The organism is Kribbella sp. HUAS MG21 (assembly GCF_040254265.1).
GTDB lineage: Bacteria > Actinomycetota > Actinomycetes > Propionibacteriales > Kribbellaceae > Kribbella.
In genome coordinates, this window is sequence record NZ_CP158165.1 from 4,331,929 (window position 1) to 4,353,036 (window position 21,108).

Below are 21,108 nucleotides of genomic sequence, written 5' to 3' on the forward strand. Positions count from 1 at the left end.
CGTCCCCGCGGACATCCGATCACCGGGTGCGTACGGCGTACGGAAAAGGGTGGGGTGGGGTTTTCCCCAGGGGTGACTGGGGGGCTTCCTGCATGGTGGCGGCCGGTCCCGGACAGCGAGGCTTCTTCCCGTAGCCGGTGCCGCGCCAGGGGGTGCCGGGTGGGGCGCCTGAGGGGGCGCAGAGGGGCAGGGAAGGTATGGCCAGGGGACAGATCACGGTGCGGGCGGCGCGCTGGAGCGCGACCCATCCGTGGCGGGCGATCGCGATGTGGGTTGTCGTCGTGGTCGCCTGTTTCGCGCTCGGCTCCGTGACCGGGACCAAGGAGTCGACGAACGAGGGCGACATCGGCGAGGTGACCCGGGCGGACAACATCGTCAAGTCCGGCAACTTCGACGACCCGGACGTGGAGTCGGTGCTGATCACCGCGCCGTCCGGACAGCTCGACCAGGCGGCGGCCGCCAAGGCCGCGGCGACGGTGACCCAGCAGATGCGCGCCCTCGGTGGGGTCGCGGAGGTTGCTCAGCCGATGCCGTCGCCGAACAAGGACGCGCTGATCGTCCAGGTGACGCTCAAGGACGCGCCGGAGGACGCGGACGACGACGCCCGGGTGCAGCCGCTGCTCGACACGACCGCCAAGGTCCAGCAGCAGTACCCGGATCTCCGCATCGAGGAGGTCGGCGGGCTCTCGATCGGCAAGGCGCTCAACGAGACGCTGGGCAAGGACTTCAAGCGGGCCGAGATGTTCAGTCTGCCGGTGACGCTGGCGATCCTGCTGGTCGCCTTCGGTGCCCTGATCGCCGCTTCGGTTCCGGTACTGCTGGCGCTGTCCGCGGTCGCCGCCGCCATCGGTCTCTCGGCCGCGGCCTCGCAACTGGTGCCGGCGGTCGACGCGGTGAACAGCGTGATCCTGCTGATCGGTATGGCGGTCGGCGTCGACTATTCGCTCTTCTACCTCCGCCGCGAGCGTGAGGAACGCGCCAAGGGCCGCGGTCATGTGGACGCCGTCGAGATCGCCGCGGCGACCTCGGGCCACGCGGTCGTCGTGTCCGGTACCGCGGTGATCATCTCGATGGCCGGGCTGTTCCTCGCCCGGGACGCGGTGTTCTCGTCGTTCGCGGTCGGCTCGATCCTGGTCGTCGCGGTGGCGGTCGTCGGATCGCTGACCGTGCTGCCCGCCGTCCTGGCCAAGCTCGGCCGTTGGGTGGACCGCCCGCGGATCCCGCTGCTGTGGCGCCTCACGGCGAGCAAGTCGCAGCCGCGCTTCTGGCCGACCGTGCTGAAGCCGGCCCTGAAGCACCCGATCGCCACGCTGCTCGTCTCCGTCGTCGCACTGCTCGCGGTCGCGTCGCCGGCGCTCGGGATGACGCTGAAGTTCCCGGGGACCGAGGACCTGCCGCGCAGCACGTCGGTGATGCAGGCGTACGACCGGCTGACCGCCGCCTTCCCGAGCACCGGCACCAGCCACGAGGTCGCCGTACGGGCCCCGGCGAACCAGCAGCCCGCGGTCAAGGCAGCGCTGGCCGAGCTGATGCAGCGCACCAAGGGTGACCAGCTCTTCGCCGCCGACGGTCTCGAGGAGCCGCGGTTCTCCAAGGACGGTACGGTCGCGACGCTCGAGGTCGCCACGCCGTACGAGGGCGGCAGCGACCAGGCGCGGGACTCGCTGGCCAAGCTGCGCACGGAGCTGATGCCGCAGACGGTCGGCAAGGTGCCGGGGGTCGAGTACGCGGTCGGCGGGTTCGTGGCCGCGGACGTCGACTACGCGGCCCACACGCGGGACAAGCTGCCGCTGGTGATCGGGTTCGTGCTGCTGCTGACGATGATCGTGATGATGGTGACGTTCCGGTCGGTGGTGGTCGCGATCACGGCCATCGGGCTGAACCTGCTGAGCGCCGGAGCGGCGTACGGCGTCGTCACCGCGGTCTTCCAGAACACCTGGGCCGAAGGCCTGCTGGACTTCCGCTCGAACGGAGCCGTGGTCAGCTGGCTGCCACTGTTCCTCTTCGTGGTGCTGTTCGGATTGTCGATGGACTACCACGTGTTCGTCGTCAGTCGGATCCGTGAGGCCGTACTGCGCGGCGTACCGACGAAGCAGGCCGTGGCCGAGGGGATCACCGGCTCCGCCGGCGTCGTGACCAGCGCCGCCGCCGTGATGATCGGGGTGTTCGCGGTCTTCGCGACCCTGAGCACCCTGGACATGAAGCAACTGGGCGTGGGCCTCGCGGTCGCGATCCTGATCGACGCCACGATCATCCGCGCGGTCGTCCTCCCCAGCATCATGACCCTCCTCGGCGACGCCAACTGGTGGGCCCCCAAGTGGCTCCGCCCCAAGCCCGCCAAGCACGCAACCCAAACCCCACCCGCCGCGGAGGAGGAGCGCGAACTCACCCCCGTCGGCTGACACTCTGACGACCCCGCTGCCCCACCCGAAAACCACTCGGGTGGGGCAGCTTTCGTACTGCAGGATGTGGCTCATGGGTGACCGGGCTGAGGTGCTGGGGGAGTTGGCCGACGAGGTACTGCGGGTCGCACGGGCGCATCCGGTGCGGATTGGGGTTGATGGGTGTTCGGCGGCGGGGAAGACGACACTGGCTGATGAACTGGCGCAGGTGGTGCGGGAGCGTTGTGGGCGCGAGGTGGTGCGGGCCGGGCTCGACTACTTCAAGCGGGCGCCTGAGTTGCGGACGAAGTACCCGATCGACTCGGCGGAGAGCTACTACTTCGAGGTGTACGACTACGAGGCGATTCGCGAGCGGCTGTTGGGGCCGCTGGGGCCGGGTGGTGATCGGCGGTACACGACTGGTCTTCGGGACAGCTCGGCTGCGACAGCGCTCGAGCTACCTGTGTGCGTTGCCGCGCCGGACGCGATCCTGATCGCCGACGGTGCGTTCCTGCAGCGGCCGGAGCTCCTCGACTGCTGGGACCTGTGCATCTACGTGCACGTCAGCTTCGAGACCGTGCTCCGCCGCGGCATCGAACGCGACCAGGCCTGGATGGTCTCACCGGAGGCGGCCGAACACCGTTACCGGACCAGGTACATCCCCGGCGAGCAGATGTACGTCGACCAAGTCCACCCGGCCGACCGCGCACAGCTCCTCGTCAACAACGAGAACCCGGCCGCGCCAACCCTGACCCGCCGTTGACGCGTGCGGTGGGGTCAGGTCGCGGATTGGCGGGCTCGGTGGGCGGCGGCTTTGACTCGGCTCTGGCATTGCGGGGAGCAGAAGCGGCGTTGGCCGTTCTTGGAGACGTCTACGAAGACGCGGTCGCAGTTCGGGGCGGCGCAGACGCCCAGGCGGCCGGCCAGGTCGCTGCCGACGGCTAGTGCGAGGCCTGCCGCGCAGCCTGCGGCCCAGCCGTTCGCCAGCTGTTCGTCGGGGCCGTGGAAGTGCAGGCTCCACGGGCGGTCCTTGCCGCGGTCCAGTTGCGGGCGCGCGTTCGTGTCCAGCAGCAGCGCGTTGATCTCGGTCGCGGCGGTGTCCAGGTCGCCGGCGCTCGCGGCCTCGAAGACGATCCGCATCCGGGCCGCGAGCTGGACCAGCCGGTGCGAGTCCTCAGCCGGCGGCAGCGCCGCCGGGGGATAGCCGACGGCGGTCAGCGCGTCCGCCACAGCCTGCTGTTCGTCGGTAGGCGCGGTGTACTCCGCGCCGCCGGAGTACCCGGGCGTCAACCGGTTCACGTACTCGACCGACGCGGCCAGCACACTGCGGGCATGACTATCAAAAGACACTTGACCAGTCATGTGGACCTCCCTAGGCTCGAGCTTGCGTGACCGATCATAGCCATTTAGACAGTCATGGGGGGTTGCTATGGGTGCCGTTGCCGCCGTCGCCGCGCCGTGGCGCGGAGTCTCACGGACCGTCTGGATCCTGGTGGTCGCCCGGGCCGTGAACCGGATCGGCGCGTTCACCCTCCCGTTCCTCGGGGTGGTGCTGACCGTCGAGTTCGAGGCCTCGCTCAGCCAGACCGGCCTGATCCTCGCGGTCTTCGGGGCGGCGACGATCCCGTCCCGGCTGCTCGGCGGCCAGCTCGCCGACCGTCTCGGCCGCCGCCGCACGATCGTCCTCGGCCTGACCGGCTGTGCGATCGCCCAACTGTGGATCGCGGCCAGCCATTCGCTGTGGTCGGCCGTCGTCGCGACGGTCCTGCTCGGCCTCGCGTTCGAGATCTACGAGCCGCCCAGCCAGGCGATGATCGCCGACGTCACCGAGCCCGCGAACCGGCCCGCCGCCTACGGCTTGTACAGCGCGGCGCTAGCGGCCGCGGGAGTTCTCGCCGGCCTGCTCGCCGCCGCGATCAGCCACTGGGATCTCCGCTGGCTGTTCGTCGCGGACGCGATCACCTGCCTGTCCTGCGCTGTGCTGGTCGCCCTCGCGCTACCGACCGACGTACGGCGACCACAGTCGACCGGCCGGGCACCGGGGTCGGTAGCGGTCTGGCGGGACGGCCGCCTCTTGCTGTTGCTCGCGGGCGGCACGATCTTCGCGACCATCTACATGCAGCTCGTCATCGGCGTACCGCTCACGCTGATCGAGCAAGGCCTGCCGGAGTCGGGCACCGGGATCATCCTCGCGGTCTCCGCCGTCACCTGATCGCCGCGCAACGCCTGCTGCGCGTGCAGCACCTCGACGACTTCCGCGCGATTGCGATCGGCTACCTGCTGGTCGGCGTCGGTCTCGTGGTGACCGCGGCTGCCCACAGCCTCGCGGTCTTCCTGCTCGCCGCGGTCCTCTGGAGCCTCGGTGAGCTGTTCCTGCTGACGCGTTACCTCACGCAGGCCTCGGGTCTCGCCCCGGAGCAGGCACGCGGCCGCTACCTAGCGGTGTTCGGCCTGAGCTGGGGCATCGCCACCACGATCGCCCCGCTCACCGTCACCCAGCTCCTCGAGACCACAGGCCCCGCAGGCCTCTGGCTGACCACAGCTGCCGTCGCCGCGCTGCTCGCCGTACTGCAGCCGTGGTTCAGGAAGCGACTGGCTCCAGCCTGACCGTCAGGCCCTTCGCGACCGGGGTGTTGCTGCCCTTCGCGAGGTCGTCGGCCGACATCAGCACGTTCGTCTCGGGGTAGTACGCCGCCACACAGCCGCGGGCCGTCGGATAGGACACGAGCCGGAAGTGCGAGGCCCGCCGTTCGACGCCCTGGAACTCGCTGACGATGTCGACGTACCCGCCGTCGCGCAGCCCGAGCTCCGCCAGGTCGTCCGGATGCACGAAGACGACCTCGCGCGTCCCGTGGACACCGCGGTACCGGTCCTCGAGCCCGTAGATCGTGGTGTTGAACTGGTCGTGGCTGCGCAACGTCTGCAACAGCAATCGTCCCTGCTCCGTCGGCAGCCAGGTGAGATCGTTCGCGGTGAACTGCGCCCGCGCGTCCGACGTCCGGAACTCCCGCTTGTCCCGCGCGGCGTGCGCCAGCAGGAACCCGCCGTCGCCGGCCCGCAACCGCTCCTCGTAGTTCTCATACCCTTCCGCGACGCGCCCGATCCGCTGCCGGATCAGGCTGTAGTCGTCCGCGAAGTCCGCCCACGGGATCTGCCCGACGTCCGGTACGACGGCCTGCGCCAACCCGCACACGATCCCGATCTCGGACTTCATCTCCGGCGCCGGCGGGATGAGATTGCCCTTCGACAGGTGTACGGCGCCCTGCGAGTCCTCCACCGACACCGACTGCGGGCCCGCCGCGGTGTGGTCGTGGTCGGTCCGCCCGAGCGTCGGCAGGATCAGCGCCTCCCGCCCCGTGACGGTGTGCGAGCGGTTGAGCTTGGTCGACACGTGCACGGTCAGGTCGCACTGCCGGAGTCCGCGATGCACGACCTCGGTGTCCGGCGTCGCGGACGCGAAGTTCCCGCCCATCGCGAAGAAGACCCGGACGTCGCCGTCCCGCAGCCGGCGCACCGTCGCGGCCGCGTCGACGCCGTGCTCGCGCGGTGCCGTGAACGCGAACTCGCGGTCGAGCCGGTCCAGGAACGCGTCGGGCATCTTCTCCCAGATCCCCATGCTGCGGTCGCCCTGCACGTTCGAGTGGCCGCGCACCGGGCACGGGCCGGCGCCGGGCTTGCCGATGTTGCCCTGCAGGAGCAGCACGTTGACGATCTCGCTGATCGTCGCGACCGCCTCGCGGTGCTGCGTCAGCCCCATCGCCCAGCAGATCACGGTCGCCTTCGACGCGATGAAGCGCTGCGCCAGCTCCTCGATCTCGGCGCGCCGCAGCCCGGTGGCCTGCTCGACCGCGGGCCAGTCCAGCTCGGCGTTGTGCTTGGCGTACAGCTCGAAACCGCTGGTGTGCGACTCGATGAACGACTTGTCCAGGACGGTGCCCGGAGCCGCCGCCTCGGCCTCGAGCAGAAGGTGGCCGAGGGCAAGGAACAGCGCCTGGTCGCCGCCGATCCGGATCCGCAGGTGCTGGTCCGCGAGCTTCGTGCCCTTGCCGACCAGGCCGCGGGGCTTCTGCGGGTTCATGAACGTCATCAGGCCGGGCTCGGGCAGCGGGTTGACCGCGACGATCGAGGCGCCGTTGCGCTTGGCGACCTCGAGGTGCGTGAGCATCCGCGGCGCGTTGGTGCCCGGGTTCTGCCCGACGATCACGATCAGCTCGGACTCCTCGAGCATCTTCAGCGTGACCGCGCCCTTGCCGCTGCCGATCACCCGGGAGAGCGCCGTACCGGACGACTCGTGGCACATGTTCGAGCAGTCGGGGAGATTGTTGGTGCCGTAGGCGCGGACGAACAGCTGGTAGAGGAACGCGGCCTCGTTGCTGGTCCGGCCGGAGGTGTAGAAGACGGCGTCGTCCGGGTCGGCGAGGGCCTTCAGATGCCGGGCGACGACCTGGAACGCCTCGTCCCAGCCGACCGGCTCGTAATGCGTGGCGCCCGCCCGGAGCAGCATCGGCTCGGTGATCCGGCCGAGCTTGCCCAGCTCGAACTCGGGGATCCGGTCCAGGTCCGCGACCGAGTGCTCGGCGAAGAACTCCCGCGGCACCCGCTTCCGCGTCGCCTCCCAGGCCACCGCCTTCGCGCCGTTCTCACAGAACTCCGCGGTGTGTTTGTGCTCCGGATCGGGCCAGGCACAGGACGGACAGTCGAACCCGCGGTCCTGGTTCATCTTCAGGAAGACGCGCCCGGTCCGGACCGGGCCCATGTCGCGGAGCCCGAACTTGAACGACGACAGCACGGCGGGCAGGCCGGCGGCCTTCTGCTTCGGGTGTTCGATGTCCATGTTTCAACAATAGGTCCAGCTATCGTCACGCGCCGCTTTGATAGCCGGGCTGGTGGACAAGTGGCCCATCGGCCCACCTGGTACGTCCGGGATATGTGGTGCGATCCCATAGTCCCGGCGCGACCGGATTCCTACAGTCGTCGGCCATGGAGACCCGTCGAGCCCTCGTCACCGGCGCAGCGTCCGGGATCGGCGCCGCGTGCGCCCAACGCCTGGCAGCGGACGGCGTCCACGTGGTGGCCGTCGACCTCGACCGGTCCGGTCTCGACGCGCTGGACGGCGTGGAGGCGGTAGTCGCCGACCTGTCCGACCTGGACGGGCTGGCGCAGCTCCCTACCGACGTCGACATCCTGGTCAACAACGCCGGCGTACAGCAGGTCGCACCGGTCGAGCAGTTCCCGCCGGAGCGGTTCAGCTACCTGCTGCGGCTGATGCTGGAGGCGCCGTTCCGGCTGATCCGGCAGACGCTGCCGCACATGTACGGCGCCGGCTGGGGCCGCGTGGTGAACATCAGCTCGGTCCACGGGCTCCGCGCCAGCCCGTTCAAGGCGGCGTACGTCGCGGCGAAACACGGCCTGGAGGGACTCAGCAAGGTCGTCGCGCTGGAGGGTGCGCCGCACGGAGTGACCAGCAACTGCGTGAACCCGGCGTACGTCCGGACGCCGCTGGTCACCGCACAGCTGGCGGACCAGGCCGCCACCCACGGCCTGTCCGAGTCAGAGGTGCTGGACAAGGTCCTGCTCGAGCCGGTCGCGGTGAAGCGGCTGATCGAGCCGGCCGAAGTGGCGGAGCTGGTGGCCGTACTGTGCGGTCCGGCGTCCGCCTCCATCACGGGGAGCTCGTTCGTACTCGACGGCGGCTGGACCGCCCACTAACAACTCAGGAGCCCGCCCATGACGGCAACACAACCAACCGAGACACGTCCGTCGATCGTCCGGGTGGTCGGCGCGAGTCTCGTCGGTACGACGGTGGAGTGGTACGACTTCTTCCTGTACGGGGTCGCCGCATCGGTGGTGTTCGGCGACCTGTTCTTCCCGAAAGGGGAGGAGCTCACCGGAACGCTGCTGAGCTTCGCCACGTTCGCAGTCGGTTTCTTCGCGCGCCCGATCGGAGGCGTGGTCTTCGGCCACTTCGGTGACCGCCTCGGCCGCAAGCAGCTGCTGGTGCTGTCGCTGCTCATGATGGGTGTGGCGACGTTCGCGATCGGCCTGCTGCCGACGTACGCACAGGTCGGTGCGCTCGCGCCCATCCTGCTCACCGTGCTGCGGCTGATCCAGGGGTTCGCGCTGGGCGGTGAATGGGGAGGCGCCGTCCTGATCGTGTCGGAGCATGGTGATCCGGCACGGCGTGGTTTCTGGGCGTCCTGGCCGCAGGCTGGTGCGCCGGCCGGCCAGCTGATCGCGAACGGCGTACTGGCCGGCCTGGCTGCCTTCCAGTCGGATGCGGCGTTCGACTCGTGGGGCTGGCGGATTCCGTTCCTGCTGTCCGCAGTGCTGGTGCTGGTGGGGCTGTGGGTGCGGCTGCGGATCGAGGAGTCGCCGGTGTTCAAGGAGGCGCGTGCCAAGGCGCAGGACCGGCCGGCGGAGCGGATGCCGCTGCTCGAGGTGCTGACGCGGTACCCGCGTGAGGTGCTGACGGCGATGGGCGCGCGGATGGCGGAGAACGTCAGCTACTACATCTTCACGATCGTCATCGCGACGTACGCGAAGGAACAGCTGGGGATGGGCAAGTCGTTCGCGCTCAACGCGGTACTGATCGGCGCGGCGATCCACTTCTTCGCGATCCCGTTGTGGGGTGCGCTGTCGGACCGCATCGGCCGGCGGCCTGTGTACCTGATCGGCGCGGTCGGCGTGGGGGTGTGGGCGTTCGTCTTCATCGCGCTGGTCGACACGCGCAACTTCGCGCTGGCGACACTGGCGGTGGCGGTCGGCCTGGTGCTGCACGGTGCGATGTACGGACCGCAGGCGTCGTTCTTCACGGAGCTGTTCGGGACCCGGGTGCGGTACTCCGGCGTCTCGGTCGGGTACCAGCTCGCGTCGATCTTCGCGGGTGGCCTGGCGCCGTTCATCGCGGTGGCACTGCTCAAGGCGTACGACTCCGGCTACGCGATCGCCGTGTACGTCGCCGCGTGTGCGGTGGTCTCGATCGTCGCGGTGACGTCGTACTCCGAAACACATCGCCGGGATCTCACTACGCTGTAGAGCCATGGAGGAGCTTCTGCGGCTGCTGGCCGAGGATGCGCCCGGGAGCGAGCTGGCCCGGGCGGCGGGCGAGGACGCGGTGGCCCGCGACCTCGCCCTGCGCATCCGGGCCGGCATGGACGCCAGCAAGAAGCGAGAGGCCGAGCTGTCGGCGCTGGTCGACGTGGCCCGTGAGTTGGCGTCGGCCCGCGATCCAGGCGGCGTACTGGACACCATCGTGCACCGGGCCCGCACCCTGGTCGGTACGGACGTCGCCTATCTGACGCTGTACGACGAGACGCGAGGCGACACGTACATGCGGGCGACGGACGGTTCTGTGTCCGCTGCCTTCCAGCAGTTGCGGCTGCCACTGGGTGCGGGGCTGGGCGGATTGGTCGCGGAGACCTACAAGCCGTACTGGACTGCGGACTACCCGTCTGACCGGCGCTTCCGGCACACCGGGCCGATCGACGACGCTGTCGGTGAGGAGGGACTCGTCGCGATCTGCGGTACGCCGTTGGTGGTCGACGGCCGGTTTGTCGGTGTGTTGTTCGCGTCCAACCGGACCAGGCGGCCGTTCAGCCGGGACGAGGTGTCGCTGCTCGGCTCGCTGGCGACACTGGCGGCTGTGACGCTGGTGCAGGTCCGTGCGGCCGCGGAGACGGCTGCGGCGCTGGACCAGTTGTCCGCGGCGCATGCGGGTGTGGAGCACGCGGCTGCGGCACACGACCGGTTTGCGGAGATCGTGCTGTCCGGTGGCGACGTGGATGCCATTGCGGCCGCCCTGGCTGAGCTGCTCGACGTCTGGGTCGTCCTGGTGGATGCCAGCGGCAACGAACTGGCAACGGCCGGCAGCGTGCCTCGTACGGCGGTTCCGTGGGAGGAGTCGGAGTCCGGCCGGTTGACGCGCGTCGGCGACTGTTGGGTCGTTGCCGCTACAGCCAAAGGCGAGCGGCTCGGTGCATTGGTGATCGGCGGTGCTGACGAGCTGTCCGGTGCCGACCAGCGGATCGTCGAGCGGGCGGCCGTCGTCACCGCGCTGGTTCTGCTGTTCCGCCGACAGGCAGCCGAGCAATCCCAGCGTGCACAGGCGGATCTACTGGCCGACGTACTGAGTGGCAGTGCCGATCCGCGGACGCTGACCGATCGGCTCCGTCTGCTCGCGCCGAACCATCGGCATGACCACCTGGTCGTCGCGGTGTGCCGTGGCGACCACTCCGCCGTCCGTGCTCGGTTGTCTGCGCCACTGGAGGACAGGCTCGTGCTGTCTGGTCCGTACGGCGGGGACTTGGTGCTGCTGTTTGCGCGGACGAGTGCTGTGGCCGCTGCTCGGGACCTGTCCGAGCTGGCGAAGCGGACTGGTGTCACGGTCGCGGTCACCGGTCCGGCGGCCTGGGGTGAGCCTCTGGTCGAAGCTCACCACCAGGCCTCGCGACTCGTCACCACGATGCTTCGGCTGGGCCGTACGAGCGAGTCGGCTACACCGGATGACTTGGGTGTGGCCGGTCTGGTCGGTGCGTCCGAGGTCGACGTACGTACCCACGTCCAGCATGTGCTCGGACAGGTCCTCGACTACGACAGGCAGCGCGGTACGGATCTGATCGGGACTCTGAACGCGTACTTCGCGGCCGGCCAGAGCCCGACGCGTGCTGCGACGTCGCTGCACATCCACCCGAATACGGTGCAGCAGCGGCTCGATCGGATCACTGCGCTGCTCGGCGACGGTTGGCAGTCGCCGGATCGGGCGCTGGACGTGCAGGTCGCGCTTCGGTTGCACGCTGCCGTCGACTGAGCGGTTACGGCAGCAGTACGAGACGGCCGCGGACGCCTCCCTCGGCGAGCCGCTTGTAGGCGGTGGCTGCATCTTCCAAGGGGTAGGTCTCAGCTACTCGGGTGGAGATGACGTTTGCGTCGACCAGGGCGACTAGCTCGTTGAGTTCCTCGGTGTTGGCGTTGACGAACAGCTGCTCCACCGTGATGCCGCGGAGGTGCGGCGGCCTTGTCCCTCCTTGCGGGTGGATGTGGTGGCCGCCGTTGCGCACTGCTTCTTGTGCGGCGATTCCGACCACTGCGGCGTCCACTACGGCGTCGACGCCGGCTGGTGCGTACCGTCGTACCGCTGCTGCCAGGTCTTCGTTGCGGTCGACGAAGTGGTCTGCGCCGAGTCGTCGTACCAGGTCCTCGTCTGATGCGGCTGCACTGGCGATCACGGTCTTGCCGAAGTGCTTGGCCAGCTCGACGGCGTACCCACCGACGCCGCCTGCGGCTCCGGTGACGAGGACCGTCTGTCCGGCGAGCGCCTTGACGGCCTGAAGTGCCGTGAGCCCGTTGAGCCCGAGTGTTGCCGCGTGGTCGAGTTCGACGGTTCGCGGTGCGCGGGCGACCGCGTCGGCGTTCAGGACGACGTACTCGGCGTGCGTCTTGAGTGTCTGGGCCAGCAGGTCGGCCACGCCGATCACCCGCTCGCCCTCCTGTAGCTGGGTGCCTGGGCCAGTGGCGTCGACGGTGCCGGCGACGTCCCAGCCGAGACCGAACTGCGGCCGCGGCGCCGTCAGCCCGAACTCGACCAGCATCCCGTTACTGACCGCCAGATCCACCGGGTTGACCGCGGCCGCGGCTACCTTGATCCGTACCTGACCCGCGGCCGGCTCGGGTACGCCGGTCTCGATCAGCTCGACGGCCTCCGGCCCGTCGAGCCGCCGGGCGACAACTGCGCGCATATCGTGCTCTCCTCGTGGTGTCCGATTGCACACCATCGTTGGAGAGCTACTCTCTCCTGGGAAGTACGCACTTCGGAGTGCGTACCGCACGACGAGGAGAGCCATGCCCACCCGCACCGCAGCCCAGCTCCGCGAGGAGGCAGCCCGCGAGTACGACGCCTTCCTGGCGACCTGCCCGGCGCGGCAACTCCTCGACCGGATCAGCGACAAGTGGGTCACGCTCGTCATCTCCGCGCTCGCCGACGGCCCGCAGCGCTACTCCGACCTGTCACGCCGCATCGCCGGCGTCAGCCAGAAGATGCTGACCCAGACCCTCCGCTCCCTGGAACGCGACGGCCTCCTGACCCGCTCGGTCACCCCGTCCGTACCCGTCCGCGTCGACTACGAACTGACCCCGCTGGGCCGCACCCTGATGCCCCTCATCGCAGCCATCAAGTCGTGGGCGGAGTCGCACATGCCCGAGGTCCACACCGCCCGCAGCCACTACGACGACGCGAGCACTCCGGCATGACCGGACCGGATGCCGCGGACCGGCGGGTTGTGGTGGTCGTCGTACCGGCCGCCGGCACCTGGGCGCCTCCCGGCAGGGACCCGGAGAAGTGGCGGCTGGCGATGGCCGAGGACACGTACGAGGTGATCGCGGCGCTCGACCGCGTCGATGTCGCCGTCGCCGTGGCAGGTGGCGACGAGGCGGCCGTAGCCGAACTGAGCGCCCTGACCTGGCCCGGCACCCCGACGTACTCCGTAGACGCGGATCGCCCGGTACTGCACGCCGTGGAACTGGCCGGCCCCGCCGCGGCGGTGGTCGCGGTCTCGTACGACGTACCCGACCTCCCCGGCCTGCTCATCGGCAAACTCTTCCGAGCCCTGAGCCACGCCGACATCGCCGTGACGCCGGCGGAGGATGGCACCCTGGCCGCGATCGGCGTCAAACTCCCCGTGGCCCCCTGGCTAACCGCCCGGGCCCCCACCTTCGACACCTCGCTGACCCTCCTGGAGTCCCAGAAGCCCCGCCGCCACGCCGTAGCCATGGGTCCCGGCTGGCACCGACTACGCTCCAACGCCGACATCGCCCGCCTGGACCCCGGCCTGGAAGGCTGGCACGCCACGAAATCCCAACTCCGTCACCCCTGACCCGTCACCTTTCCCGCGTCCGCTCGTTCACCATGCAACGGGGAGCACCACCGATCGCCGATGCCGTTCAGGGGCGGCACCCGACGACAGCCCGACCGCAACCGGGGGGATGCGGCTTGGGCAAGAACTACGGGGACCGCACGGGGGAACGCGCACGCACCACGCGGGCATCGCAGCACGGGGGAAGTTGTACGACGGGGGACAGGTGCAACGGATGGCAGGGCGCGGGGGTGCTCTGCCTGGGGGAGGTGGGCCGGCCAACTCAGGTCGGCCCACAGGACACGGCGCCGCGGGCCCTGGAGCCGCGTGTTCAGCGCTGTGTGAGGTGGTGTGCTGCTCGGGCGGCCAGTTGCTGGACCGAGGTGTCGGTGTCCGGTGGGAGGGCGTCGAGTGGGAACCAGGCGAGGGCGTGGGATTCCTCGCTGACGACGTACTCCGTGGACGTCGCGGTCACGAGGAACTGGACGTCCAGGTGGTACGCGCCCGAGCAGCCGCCTGCTTCGAGCAGGTGCCGGGACAGCTGGAGCGGCTCGCGGCTGACAGCCAGGTCCGCGAGGCCGGACTCCTCGGTTGCTTCGCGCAGCGCGGCACCGCTGAGCGTGGTGTCGCCGGGCTCGCAGTGGCCGCCGAGCTGGAGCCAGCGGCCGACTGTCTTGTGCAAGGTGAGCAGGGTCTTCTGACCCGAACCGTCGACCACCAGCGCGCTGGCCGTCACATGCTCCGGACGACAGCCTCGCCACATACCGTCGGCGTTCGTGGTCAGGTGGCGTAAGTAGTGCGTCCGGAGCTCTTCTTGTTCGGCGTCGGGCGCGCGCCAATCCTGCAAGACCCTGAGGGCGTCCGCGTGCAGCATTCGGACAGTGTCCCCGGACCCGCCTGAGCGTTCTCAGGCGGGTCGACGGCTGCTACTTGGACGGGTTGTCGCCCTCGTCGTCCTGGGACATCTCCTCGTCGGTGAGGAAGTCGGTGATGTCGATGTTCGACAGTTCACCGGCGTGCTGGGCGAAGCCGATCGGGTCGTCGAGGTCGCTCGTGCTGGGCATCAGGTCAGGGTGGGACCAGAGCGTGTCGCGGCCTTCGACCCCGCGGGCGTCGCGGACGGCGGCCCACAGGTTCGCGGCGTCGCGGAGACGGCGCGGGCGGAGCTGCAGTCCGACGAGGGTGGCGAAGGTCTGCTCTGCGGGGCCTCCGGCGGCGCGGCGGCGGCGTACCGTCTCGGCGAGCTGCACCGCGGCGGGCATCCGGTCCTTGGTGGCCTCGCGGACGACGTCGTCGACCCAGCCCTCGACCAGTGCGAGCGTCGTCTCGAGGCGGACCAGGGCCGCCTTCTGCTGCTCGGAGTCCTCGGGCTCGAACAGGCCGCCGGCCAGCGCCTCCTGCATGGCCTCCGGGTTCTGCGGGTCGATGTCGGCCATCGCGCGCTCGATCTTCCCGGTGTCGACCTCGATCCCGGCGGCGTAGTCGGCGACCGCGGCGAGCAGGTGCTGCCGCAGCCACGGCACCCCGGCGTACAGCCGCTGGTGGGCCACCTCGCGCAGGGCGAGGTACAGCCGGACGTCCTCGTCGGTCAGCCCGAGCCCTTCGGCGAACTTCGCGACGTTGTCGGGCAGCAGGATCGCCTGGCCGGTGGGGCCGAGGGGCAGCCCGATGTCGGACGAGCTGACGACCTCGCCGGCGAGCTCGCCGAGCCCCTGACCGACCTGGGCGCCGAAGACGGAACCGCCCAGCTGCCGCAGCATGCCCGCCATCGGTCCGGCGAACTGCTGCGCCTCGGCGGGAAGCGCGTTCCCCATCGCGCCGGCGACGTGCTCGGCCACCGGGTCGACGATCGTCTGCCAGACCGGGAGCGTGTTCTCGACCCATTCGGCGCGGCTCCACGCCTGGGACGTCGCGGAAACCTCGGGCAGCGTGGTGGCGGCGTCCAGCCAGTGCTCGGCGAGACGCACCGCGTCCGCCACCCGATCACTGTCCGTGGGCGTCATCGACCGGTCTCCGGCGGCGGAGACGGTCTTGCGGGCGATGTCCTTGGCCAGGTCCCAGTTCACCGGCTTGCCGTCGGCCGAACCGCTCAGCAGCTGCTGGACCTGCGCGAAGATCGCGTTCAGGTCCGGGGTGCCGCCCGCGCCGGCCGCACCGGAGAACTGCTGGAACATGGCCTCGAACGGCGTTCCCTTGAACGGGTTGTCCGGTTCGTCGCTCATCGGAGGGCCTTCCTGTGCGGGTGGGGCGTACTACTCCAAACGTACTGGTTCGCTCGGCGAGTTCCTCCCCCGGCGAACGCATCGGGGCGCGCGTTCGCCCGGAGCAGAGAGGGGGCTGAGCGGGAGAAGGGACCCTGGAGGGAGAATTGGGCGACCGGGGATGCGATGGTGTGGTGTGAGTGTGGGGACCTGGCGGGAATGAGGAACCGATGAGCGACGCGATCAGACTCCTGGACATCCGTGACAAGGCGTTGTCCAGCGACGAGGTGCTGGCGGCCGTCGGCGACCCGACAGCGGGCGGTACTGCGCTTTTCATCGGCACCGTGCGCAACCACGACCAGGAGAAGCCGGTCGACCGGCTCAGCTACGAGGCGCACCCGGACGCGCTGGAGCACCTCCGGAAGGTTGCACAGCGTGTTTGCGACGACCCGGCCGTCACCGCGCTGGCCGCCGTACACCGGACCGGGGACCTGGCGATCGGCGACGCCGCCGTGATCGTCGCGGTGGCCGCGTCGCACCGCGACGTCGCGTTCGCCGCCTGCCGGCAGCTGATCGACGAGCTCAAGGCCGAGGTCCCGATTTGGAAACACCAGCACTTCAGCGACGGTGGCAGCGAGTGGGTCGGCGCTCACTGACACGTACTCTGGGCGCATGAAGGTGGCCGGATGAAGGTTTTGGCGTGGTTGGCGTTCCCTCTCGCCGCCACGCTGCTCGCGATGTGCTGGGCGGGCTGGCGCGGGTGGCGCAGCCGCGAGCCGCGCCGGTCCGGCGGCCCCTTCGCGTCGGTGGACGAGTTCCGCCGCTTCAACGCCGCGCTCACCGCGCCGGGCCCGCGAGCCGTTCCGGAACGTCGCCGGGGCCTGGTTCGTCGTCATCATCAGCAGGCCTCCGCCGAGGTCCCTGGCTCCGGCTCCACCAAGATCGCAGGGCAGGGTTCGTGACACGTCGTACCGCCACATTGGTCACCTCGATCATCGTGCTCGTCGCCTCGCTGGGGCTGGTGACCGCGTTTCCGGTGCCGTTCGTCTCGTTCAGCCCGGGCCCGGTCAAGGACACCCTGGGCGCCGCGAGGAACAAGCCGGTGATCGAGATCTCCGGGCACGAGACCTTCCCGACGACCGGCCAACTGGACCTGACCACGGTGTCGGTGACCTCCCCGGACCGGGAGCTGACCCTGCCGCAGGCGATGCGGAACTGGCTCGACCCGCACCACGACCTGTTCCCGCGCGACATCATCTACCCGCCGGACCAGAGCGCCGACGAGGTCGAACAGCAGAACACCGCGGAGATGACCGGCTCGCAGGACAGCGCGGTCGCGGCCGCGCTGCAGGCGGCGAAGGTCCCGTTCCACACGAAGGTGTCGACGGTCGCCGACAAGTCGCCCGCGCAGGGCAAGCTGAAGCCGGGTGACCTGGTGCTGGCGGTCGACGGCCAGCCGGTGACGCAGGTCCCGCAGGTCGGTGAGTACGTCCGCAAGCACAAGGTCGGCGAGAACGTCGTCTTCCTGGTCCGCCGCGGCACCGCCGAGCAGACCATCCAGCTGAAGACCGCTCCGACCCCCGGCGAGGAGACCCGCCCGATGGTCGGCATCACGATCGGCGTCGAGTCCCAGGTGAAGGTGACGGTCAACCTGGGCCAGGACATCGGCGGCCCGAGCGCGGGCACCGCGTTCGCGCTGGCGATCTACGACAAGCTGACCCCGGGCCCGCTGCTGAACGGGAAGCATGTGGCCGGTACCGGGACCATCGACGCGCTCGGCCAGGTCGGCGCGATCGGCGGCATCCAGCAGAAGATCGCCGGCGCCAAGAACGACGGCGCCACGGTGTTCCTGGTCCCGGCGCCGAACTGCGAGGCCGCCGTACACGCGGGCGTCGACGGCATCCAGCTGGTGAAGATCAGCACGCTGACCGAGGCTATCGGCGCCCTCGAGGCGCTCTCGAGCGGCAAGGGAGAGGTCCCGTCGTGCAGTCAGTGAGGTACCTGAACGAACCGGCGAGCCGAAGGGAAGACCAGCCGGCATGGAATCCGTAGGCATGCTGCCGCCCGACGCGCTCAGCCGCGCGGTGATCGAGATCGAGAAGCACGTGAGCAGCGCGGGCTGGGACCAGCCCGCGCAGTTGTTCGCCCTGGTCCCGACCGCCGAACTGCTGGCCGCCGAACCCCAGCTCGCCGCCGAGCTCGGCGCTGAGGACGCCTCCCAGCCGCTCACCCCGGTGGCCCAGGGCGAGCTCCCCGGCGGGGTCGAGGACGACAACCTGGCCGACACGCTCGGCCGGATCGAGTGGCCGGACGGCGTCGCCGGGTGTGCGCTGGCGATCGAACGGATCGTGCTGCCGGCGGCGGCCGAGTCCGGGATGTCCAGTGCCGAGTCGGACGCCGAGCTGGCCCGGCTGGCCGGCAGCGATCCGCGCCGGCACGAGGTGCGGATGGTCGCGGCCGTGCTCCGCGAAGGCGACCGGTTCGGCGCGGTCCGGCTGCGCGCGCACGACGAGGACAGCGCGGTGCTCACGGGTATCGACTTGGTCCCGACGCTGTGCGAAGTACTGTCATTGACATTCGAACCTTCGGTCGGCAGCCGGCCGGGTGAAGGTCCTGGGGTCGACGGCGTGAGCAACGACGAGGAGAAGCGACCATGAGCGACGGCGTCTACGACATGCCTGAGGAGCCGCCCGCCCGCCGAACGCGGCGGACCGGCGGCCGTCCTCGTGCCCTGCTGCCGACGATCGCCACGCTGATCGTCCTGCTCATCCTGTTCAGCGTCTTCACCGACGTCTGGACCCAGCGGCTCTGGTACCGCTCGGTGGATCTCGGCTCGGTGTTCAGCACCGTCCTCGGGACCCGGGTGCTGCTCTTCGTGGTCGTCGGCCTGCTGATGGGCGCGGCGGTCGTGGCGAACATCATCGTCGCGTTCCGCACCCGGCCACGGATCGCGCTCGCGCCGTCGCCGAGCCCGGGATTCGAGCGGTACGGCGACCTGCTGCAGCAGCACGGGAAGATCGCGATCGGCGCGGTCGCGACCCTGATGCTGGTCTTCGGCGGCTCGGCCGCATCGGGGGAGTGGAAGGTCTTCCTCGCCTGGCGGAACCGGACGCCGTTCGGCGTCACCGACAAGCACTTCAACAAGGACATCGCGTTCTTCGTCTTCGACTACCCGTGGCTGCGGGTGCTGCTGGGCTTCGGCTACTCGATCGTGCTGCTGTCGCTGGTCGCCGCGATCATCACGCACTACCTGTACGGCGGGTTCCGTCCGTCCGCGAAGGGGCAGAAGGCCTCGGGCGCGGCGCAGGTGCAGTTCTCGGTGCTGCTGGGGCTGCTCGTGCTGCTGAAGGCCTTCAGCTACTGGCTGGACCGCTACGGTCTCACCACGTCGGACGGCAGGCTGTTCACCGGTATCTCCTACACCGGTGACAACGCGATCCTGCCGAGCAAGGAGATCCTGGCAGTCATAGCGGTCCTGTGCGCGGTGTTGTTCTTCGCGAACGTGGTCCGCCGCACCTGGCTGCTTCCCGGCGTCGGCACCGTCGTGCTGATCCTGTCCGCGATCCTCCTCGGCGCCCTGTGGCCGGCCGCGCTGCAGCAGCTGCGGGTACGGCCGAGCGAGCCGGTGAAGGAAGCGCCGTACATCACGAAGAACATCGAGGCGACGCGCCAGGCGTACGGGCTCGAGGGCGCCGCTGTCACGGAGTACCGAGCGCAGACCACGGCCAAGCCGGAGCAGCTGACGGCGGACGCAGAGGTGCTGCCGGGGATCCGGCTGATCGACCCGACCGTGATCGGGCCGACCTTCGAGCAGCTGCAGCAGGTGCGTGGCTTCTACTCGTTCCCGACGGATCTGGACGTCGACCGGTACAAGATCAAGGGCAAGGTCAACGACACCGTCATCGCCGTCCGCGAGGTCCAGGTCGACCGGCTGCCGGCCGGCCAGCGCAACTGGAACAACGACCACACCGTCTACACCCACGGCTACGGGGTCGTCGCCGCGAACGGCAACCAGTCGGCAGGCGGTATCCCCGTCTGGACCGAGAAGGACCTGCCGCCGACCGGCGAGCTCGGGGACTACGAGCCGCGGATCTACTTCGGTGAGCAGTCGCCGGACTACTCGATCGTCGGCGCCCCGGAAGGCGCGCCGCCGGTCGAGCTCGACACGCCGGAGGCCGAGGGCAAGGCCGGTGGCGACCCGACGCTGAACACCTACGAGGGCAAGGGCGGCGTGCCGATCGGCTCCTTCGGCAACCGGTTGCTCTACGCAACCAAGTTCCGGGACGCGAACATCCTGCTGTCCAGCCGGGTGAACTCCGAGTCGAAGATCCTCTACGACCGCACGCCGCGCGAGCGGGTCGAGAAGGCGGCGCCGTGGCTGACGCCGGACGGCGACCCGTACCCGGCGATCGTCGACGGCCAGGTGGTCTGGATCGTCGACGGCTACACCACCTCGGAGAACTACCCGTACTCCGAGAAGGTCGATCTGGACGTCAGCACCCGGGACACCACCACCGGCCGCGGCACGATCGCGCAGCAGCCGAGCGAGAAGATCAACTACATCCGGAACTCGGTCAAGGCCGTCGTGAACGCGTACGACGGCTCGGTCGAGCTGTACGCGTGGGACGAGAACGACCCGGTGCTGAAGACCTGGATGAAGGCGTTCCCGGGCACCGTCAAGCCGCGCTCGGACATCTCGCCGGACCTGATGTCGCACCTGCGGTACCCCGAGGACATGTTCAAGGTGCAGCGCGACCTGCTCGCCAAGTACCACGTCCAGGACGCGGGCACCTGGTACCAGAACAGCGACCTGTGGCGTGTGCCGGACGACCCGACCGCGGTCTCGTCCGGTGGTGACGCGGCGACACATGTCAGCCAGCCTCCCTTCTATCTCTCGTTGCGGATGCCCGGTCAGAGCGAGCCGAAGTTCTCGTTGACGTCGGTGTACGTACCGAACGGTGAACGGGAGAACCTCACGGCGTTCGTGGCTGTCGATGCCGAGGCCACGTCGCCGGACTACGGCAAGTTCCGGGTGCTGCGATTGCCGGGGAACCTGCAGATACCTGGTCCGGGACAGGTGTACAACAAGTTCCAGACCGACGAAGGCATCAGACAGGCGCTGCTGCCGATCAACCAGCCGAACAGCGGAGCGAGAGCGCAGTACGGGAACCTGCTGACGCTGCCGCTCGGCGGCGGTCTGCTCTACGTCCAGCCGGTGTACTCGGTGCGGACCAGCGGTCCGGGTAGTTATCCCGTCCTGCGCTACGTCCTGGTGGCCTTCGGTGAGCGCGTCGCCTTCGGCGGGACGCTGCAGGACGCGCTGACCAAGGTCTTCAACACCAACGTTGACACCGGTGAGCTACCGCCAGGAACCGAGAAGCCGCCCGCGCAGCAGCCGAACCAGACGGTCAAGCAGGCGATCGCCGACGCACAGGCTGCCTGGACTCGTGCGCAGGCGTCCCTGAAGAACGGCGACCTCGCCGGCTACGAGACCAACCTGAAGCAGATGAAGGCAGCACTCGACCGGGCCGCGACCGCCGCGGCGGGAACCACCACGCCGACGCCGAACCCGACAGCACCGCCGTCCGGCAGTCCGTCGACCCCACCGGCGTCGACGACACCGACGAGTCCACCGTCATCACCGACAGGCTGACCCGCAGCGCGGTTCCCCGGGGCGGC

19 protein-coding genes are annotated in these 21,108 nt (G+C 69.6%); 14 read left to right on the plus strand and 5 right to left on the minus strand.

Annotation, left to right across the window (positions count from 1 at the left end):
- The first annotated feature begins 197 nt into the window (after window positions 1–197).
- Both ABN611_RS21400 and ABN611_RS21405 read left to right on the plus strand, forming a co-directional pair.
- Window positions 198–2,402, plus strand: coding sequence for an MMPL family transporter (locus ABN611_RS21400; protein WP_350273976.1), 2,205 nt, complete (start codon window positions 198–200; stop codon window positions 2,400–2,402).
- A gap of 73 nt (window positions 2,403–2,475) precedes the next feature.
- Window positions 2,476–3,144: a uridine kinase gene (locus ABN611_RS21405; RefSeq protein WP_350273977.1), complete on the plus strand. Its 669-nt coding sequence runs from the start codon at window positions 2,476–2,478 to the stop codon at window positions 3,142–3,144.
- Between the two features lie 14 nt (window positions 3,145–3,158).
- Here ABN611_RS21405 and ABN611_RS21410 read toward each other — a convergent pair whose 3' ends face one another.
- Window positions 3,159–3,743 (minus strand): CGNR zinc finger domain-containing protein, encoded by a 585-nt coding sequence (locus tag ABN611_RS21410; RefSeq protein ID WP_350273978.1) that lies wholly within the window; start codon window positions 3,741–3,743, stop codon window positions 3,159–3,161.
- Window positions 3,744–3,810: 67 nt separating this feature from the next.
- Here ABN611_RS21410 and ABN611_RS21415 point away from each other — a divergent pair, with 67 nt between their 5' ends.
- On the plus strand, window positions 3,811–4,593 hold the full coding sequence (locus ABN611_RS21415; RefSeq protein ID WP_350273979.1) for an MFS transporter: 783 nt from the start codon (window positions 3,811–3,813) through the stop codon (window positions 4,591–4,593).
- A 23-nt stretch (window positions 4,594–4,616) separates the two neighbouring features.
- A complete protein-coding gene (locus ABN611_RS21420; protein WP_350273980.1) occupies window positions 4,617–4,988 on the plus strand; it encodes an MFS transporter in 372 nt (123 codons plus the stop codon).
- Here the strand turns inward: ABN611_RS21420 and ABN611_RS21425 are convergent.
- Window positions 4,963–7,215: an FdhF/YdeP family oxidoreductase gene (locus ABN611_RS21425; protein ID WP_350273981.1), complete on the minus strand. Its 2,253-nt coding sequence runs from the start codon at window positions 7,213–7,215 to the stop codon at window positions 4,963–4,965. The two genes, ABN611_RS21420 and ABN611_RS21425, sit on opposite strands and share 26 nt — an antisense overlap.
- A gap of 146 nt (window positions 7,216–7,361) precedes the next feature.
- Here ABN611_RS21425 and ABN611_RS21430 point away from each other — a divergent pair, with 146 nt between their 5' ends.
- The 3 genes from ABN611_RS21430 to ABN611_RS21440 are packed head-to-tail and all read left to right on the plus strand — an operon-like array spanning window position 7,362 to window position 11,187.
- Window positions 7,362–8,090: a 3-hydroxybutyrate dehydrogenase gene (locus ABN611_RS21430; protein ID WP_350273982.1), complete on the plus strand. Its 729-nt coding sequence runs from the start codon at window positions 7,362–7,364 to the stop codon at window positions 8,088–8,090.
- Window positions 8,091–8,108: 18 nt separating this feature from the next.
- A complete protein-coding gene (locus tag ABN611_RS21435; RefSeq protein ID WP_350273983.1) occupies window positions 8,109–9,416 on the plus strand; it encodes an MFS transporter in 1,308 nt (435 codons plus the stop codon).
- 4 nt (window positions 9,417–9,420) lie between these two features.
- Window positions 9,421–11,187, plus strand: a complete 1,767-nt coding sequence (locus ABN611_RS21440; protein WP_350273984.1) for a helix-turn-helix domain-containing protein — start codon at window positions 9,421–9,423, stop codon at window positions 11,185–11,187.
- Window positions 11,188–11,191: 4 nt separating this feature from the next.
- Here the strand turns inward: ABN611_RS21440 and ABN611_RS21445 are convergent, their stop codons facing one another.
- Window positions 11,192–12,115 (minus strand): NADP-dependent oxidoreductase, encoded by a 924-nt coding sequence (locus ABN611_RS21445; RefSeq protein ID WP_350273985.1) that lies wholly within the window; start codon window positions 12,113–12,115, stop codon window positions 11,192–11,194.
- Between the two features lie 103 nt (window positions 12,116–12,218).
- Here ABN611_RS21445 and ABN611_RS21450 point away from each other — a divergent pair, with 103 nt between their 5' ends.
- Window positions 12,219–12,626, plus strand: a complete 408-nt coding sequence (locus ABN611_RS21450) for a helix-turn-helix domain-containing protein (RefSeq protein ID WP_350273986.1) — start codon at window positions 12,219–12,221, stop codon at window positions 12,624–12,626.
- Window positions 12,623–13,249 carry a DUF2064 domain-containing protein gene (locus ABN611_RS21455; RefSeq protein ID WP_350273987.1) on the plus strand — a complete coding sequence of 209 codons (627 nt, stop codon included), beginning with the start codon at window positions 12,623–12,625 and terminating at the stop codon, window positions 13,247–13,249. The genes ABN611_RS21450 and ABN611_RS21455 overlap by 4 nt, the downstream gene beginning before the upstream one ends.
- 310 nt (window positions 13,250–13,559) lie before the next feature.
- Here ABN611_RS21455 and ABN611_RS21460 read toward each other — a convergent pair whose 3' ends face one another.
- Both ABN611_RS21460 and ABN611_RS21465 read right to left on the minus strand, forming a co-directional pair.
- Window positions 13,560–14,102, minus strand: a complete 543-nt coding sequence (locus tag ABN611_RS21460; protein WP_350273988.1) for an NUDIX domain-containing protein — start codon at window positions 14,100–14,102, stop codon at window positions 13,560–13,562.
- Window positions 14,103–14,154: 52 nt separating this feature from the next.
- Window positions 14,155–15,450, minus strand: a complete 1,296-nt coding sequence (locus ABN611_RS21465; RefSeq protein ID WP_350273989.1) for a zinc-dependent metalloprotease — start codon at window positions 15,448–15,450, stop codon at window positions 14,155–14,157.
- Window positions 15,451–15,659: 209 nt separating this feature from the next.
- On the opposite strand from ABN611_RS21465, the gene ABN611_RS21470 reads away from it, so the two are divergent.
- The 5 genes from ABN611_RS21470 to ABN611_RS21490 are packed head-to-tail and all read left to right on the plus strand — an operon-like array spanning window position 15,660 to window position 21,082.
- Window positions 15,660–16,085 carry a molybdenum cofactor biosynthesis protein MoaE gene (locus ABN611_RS21470; protein ID WP_350273990.1) on the plus strand — a complete coding sequence of 142 codons (426 nt, stop codon included), beginning with the start codon at window positions 15,660–15,662 and terminating at the stop codon, window positions 16,083–16,085.
- A 30-nt stretch (window positions 16,086–16,115) separates the two neighbouring features.
- Window positions 16,116–16,391: a hypothetical protein gene (locus ABN611_RS21475; protein WP_350273991.1), complete on the plus strand. Its 276-nt coding sequence runs from the start codon at window positions 16,116–16,118 to the stop codon at window positions 16,389–16,391.
- On the plus strand, window positions 16,388–17,425 hold the full coding sequence (locus ABN611_RS21480; RefSeq protein ID WP_350273992.1) for a PDZ domain-containing protein: 1,038 nt from the start codon (window positions 16,388–16,390) through the stop codon (window positions 17,423–17,425). Before ABN611_RS21475 ends, ABN611_RS21480 begins: the two co-directional genes overlap by 4 nt.
- Before the next feature lie 43 nt (window positions 17,426–17,468).
- The gene (locus ABN611_RS21485; RefSeq protein ID WP_350273993.1) at window positions 17,469–18,086 is read left to right on the plus strand and encodes a PPA1309 family protein; all 618 of its coding nucleotides are present in this window, start codon (window positions 17,469–17,471) and stop codon (window positions 18,084–18,086) included.
- The gene (locus ABN611_RS21490) at window positions 18,083–21,082 is read left to right on the plus strand and encodes a UPF0182 family protein (protein ID WP_350273994.1); all 3,000 of its coding nucleotides are present in this window, start codon (window positions 18,083–18,085) and stop codon (window positions 21,080–21,082) included. The genes ABN611_RS21485 and ABN611_RS21490 overlap by 4 nt, the downstream gene beginning before the upstream one ends.
- Window positions 21,083–21,108 lie beyond the last annotated feature (26 nt).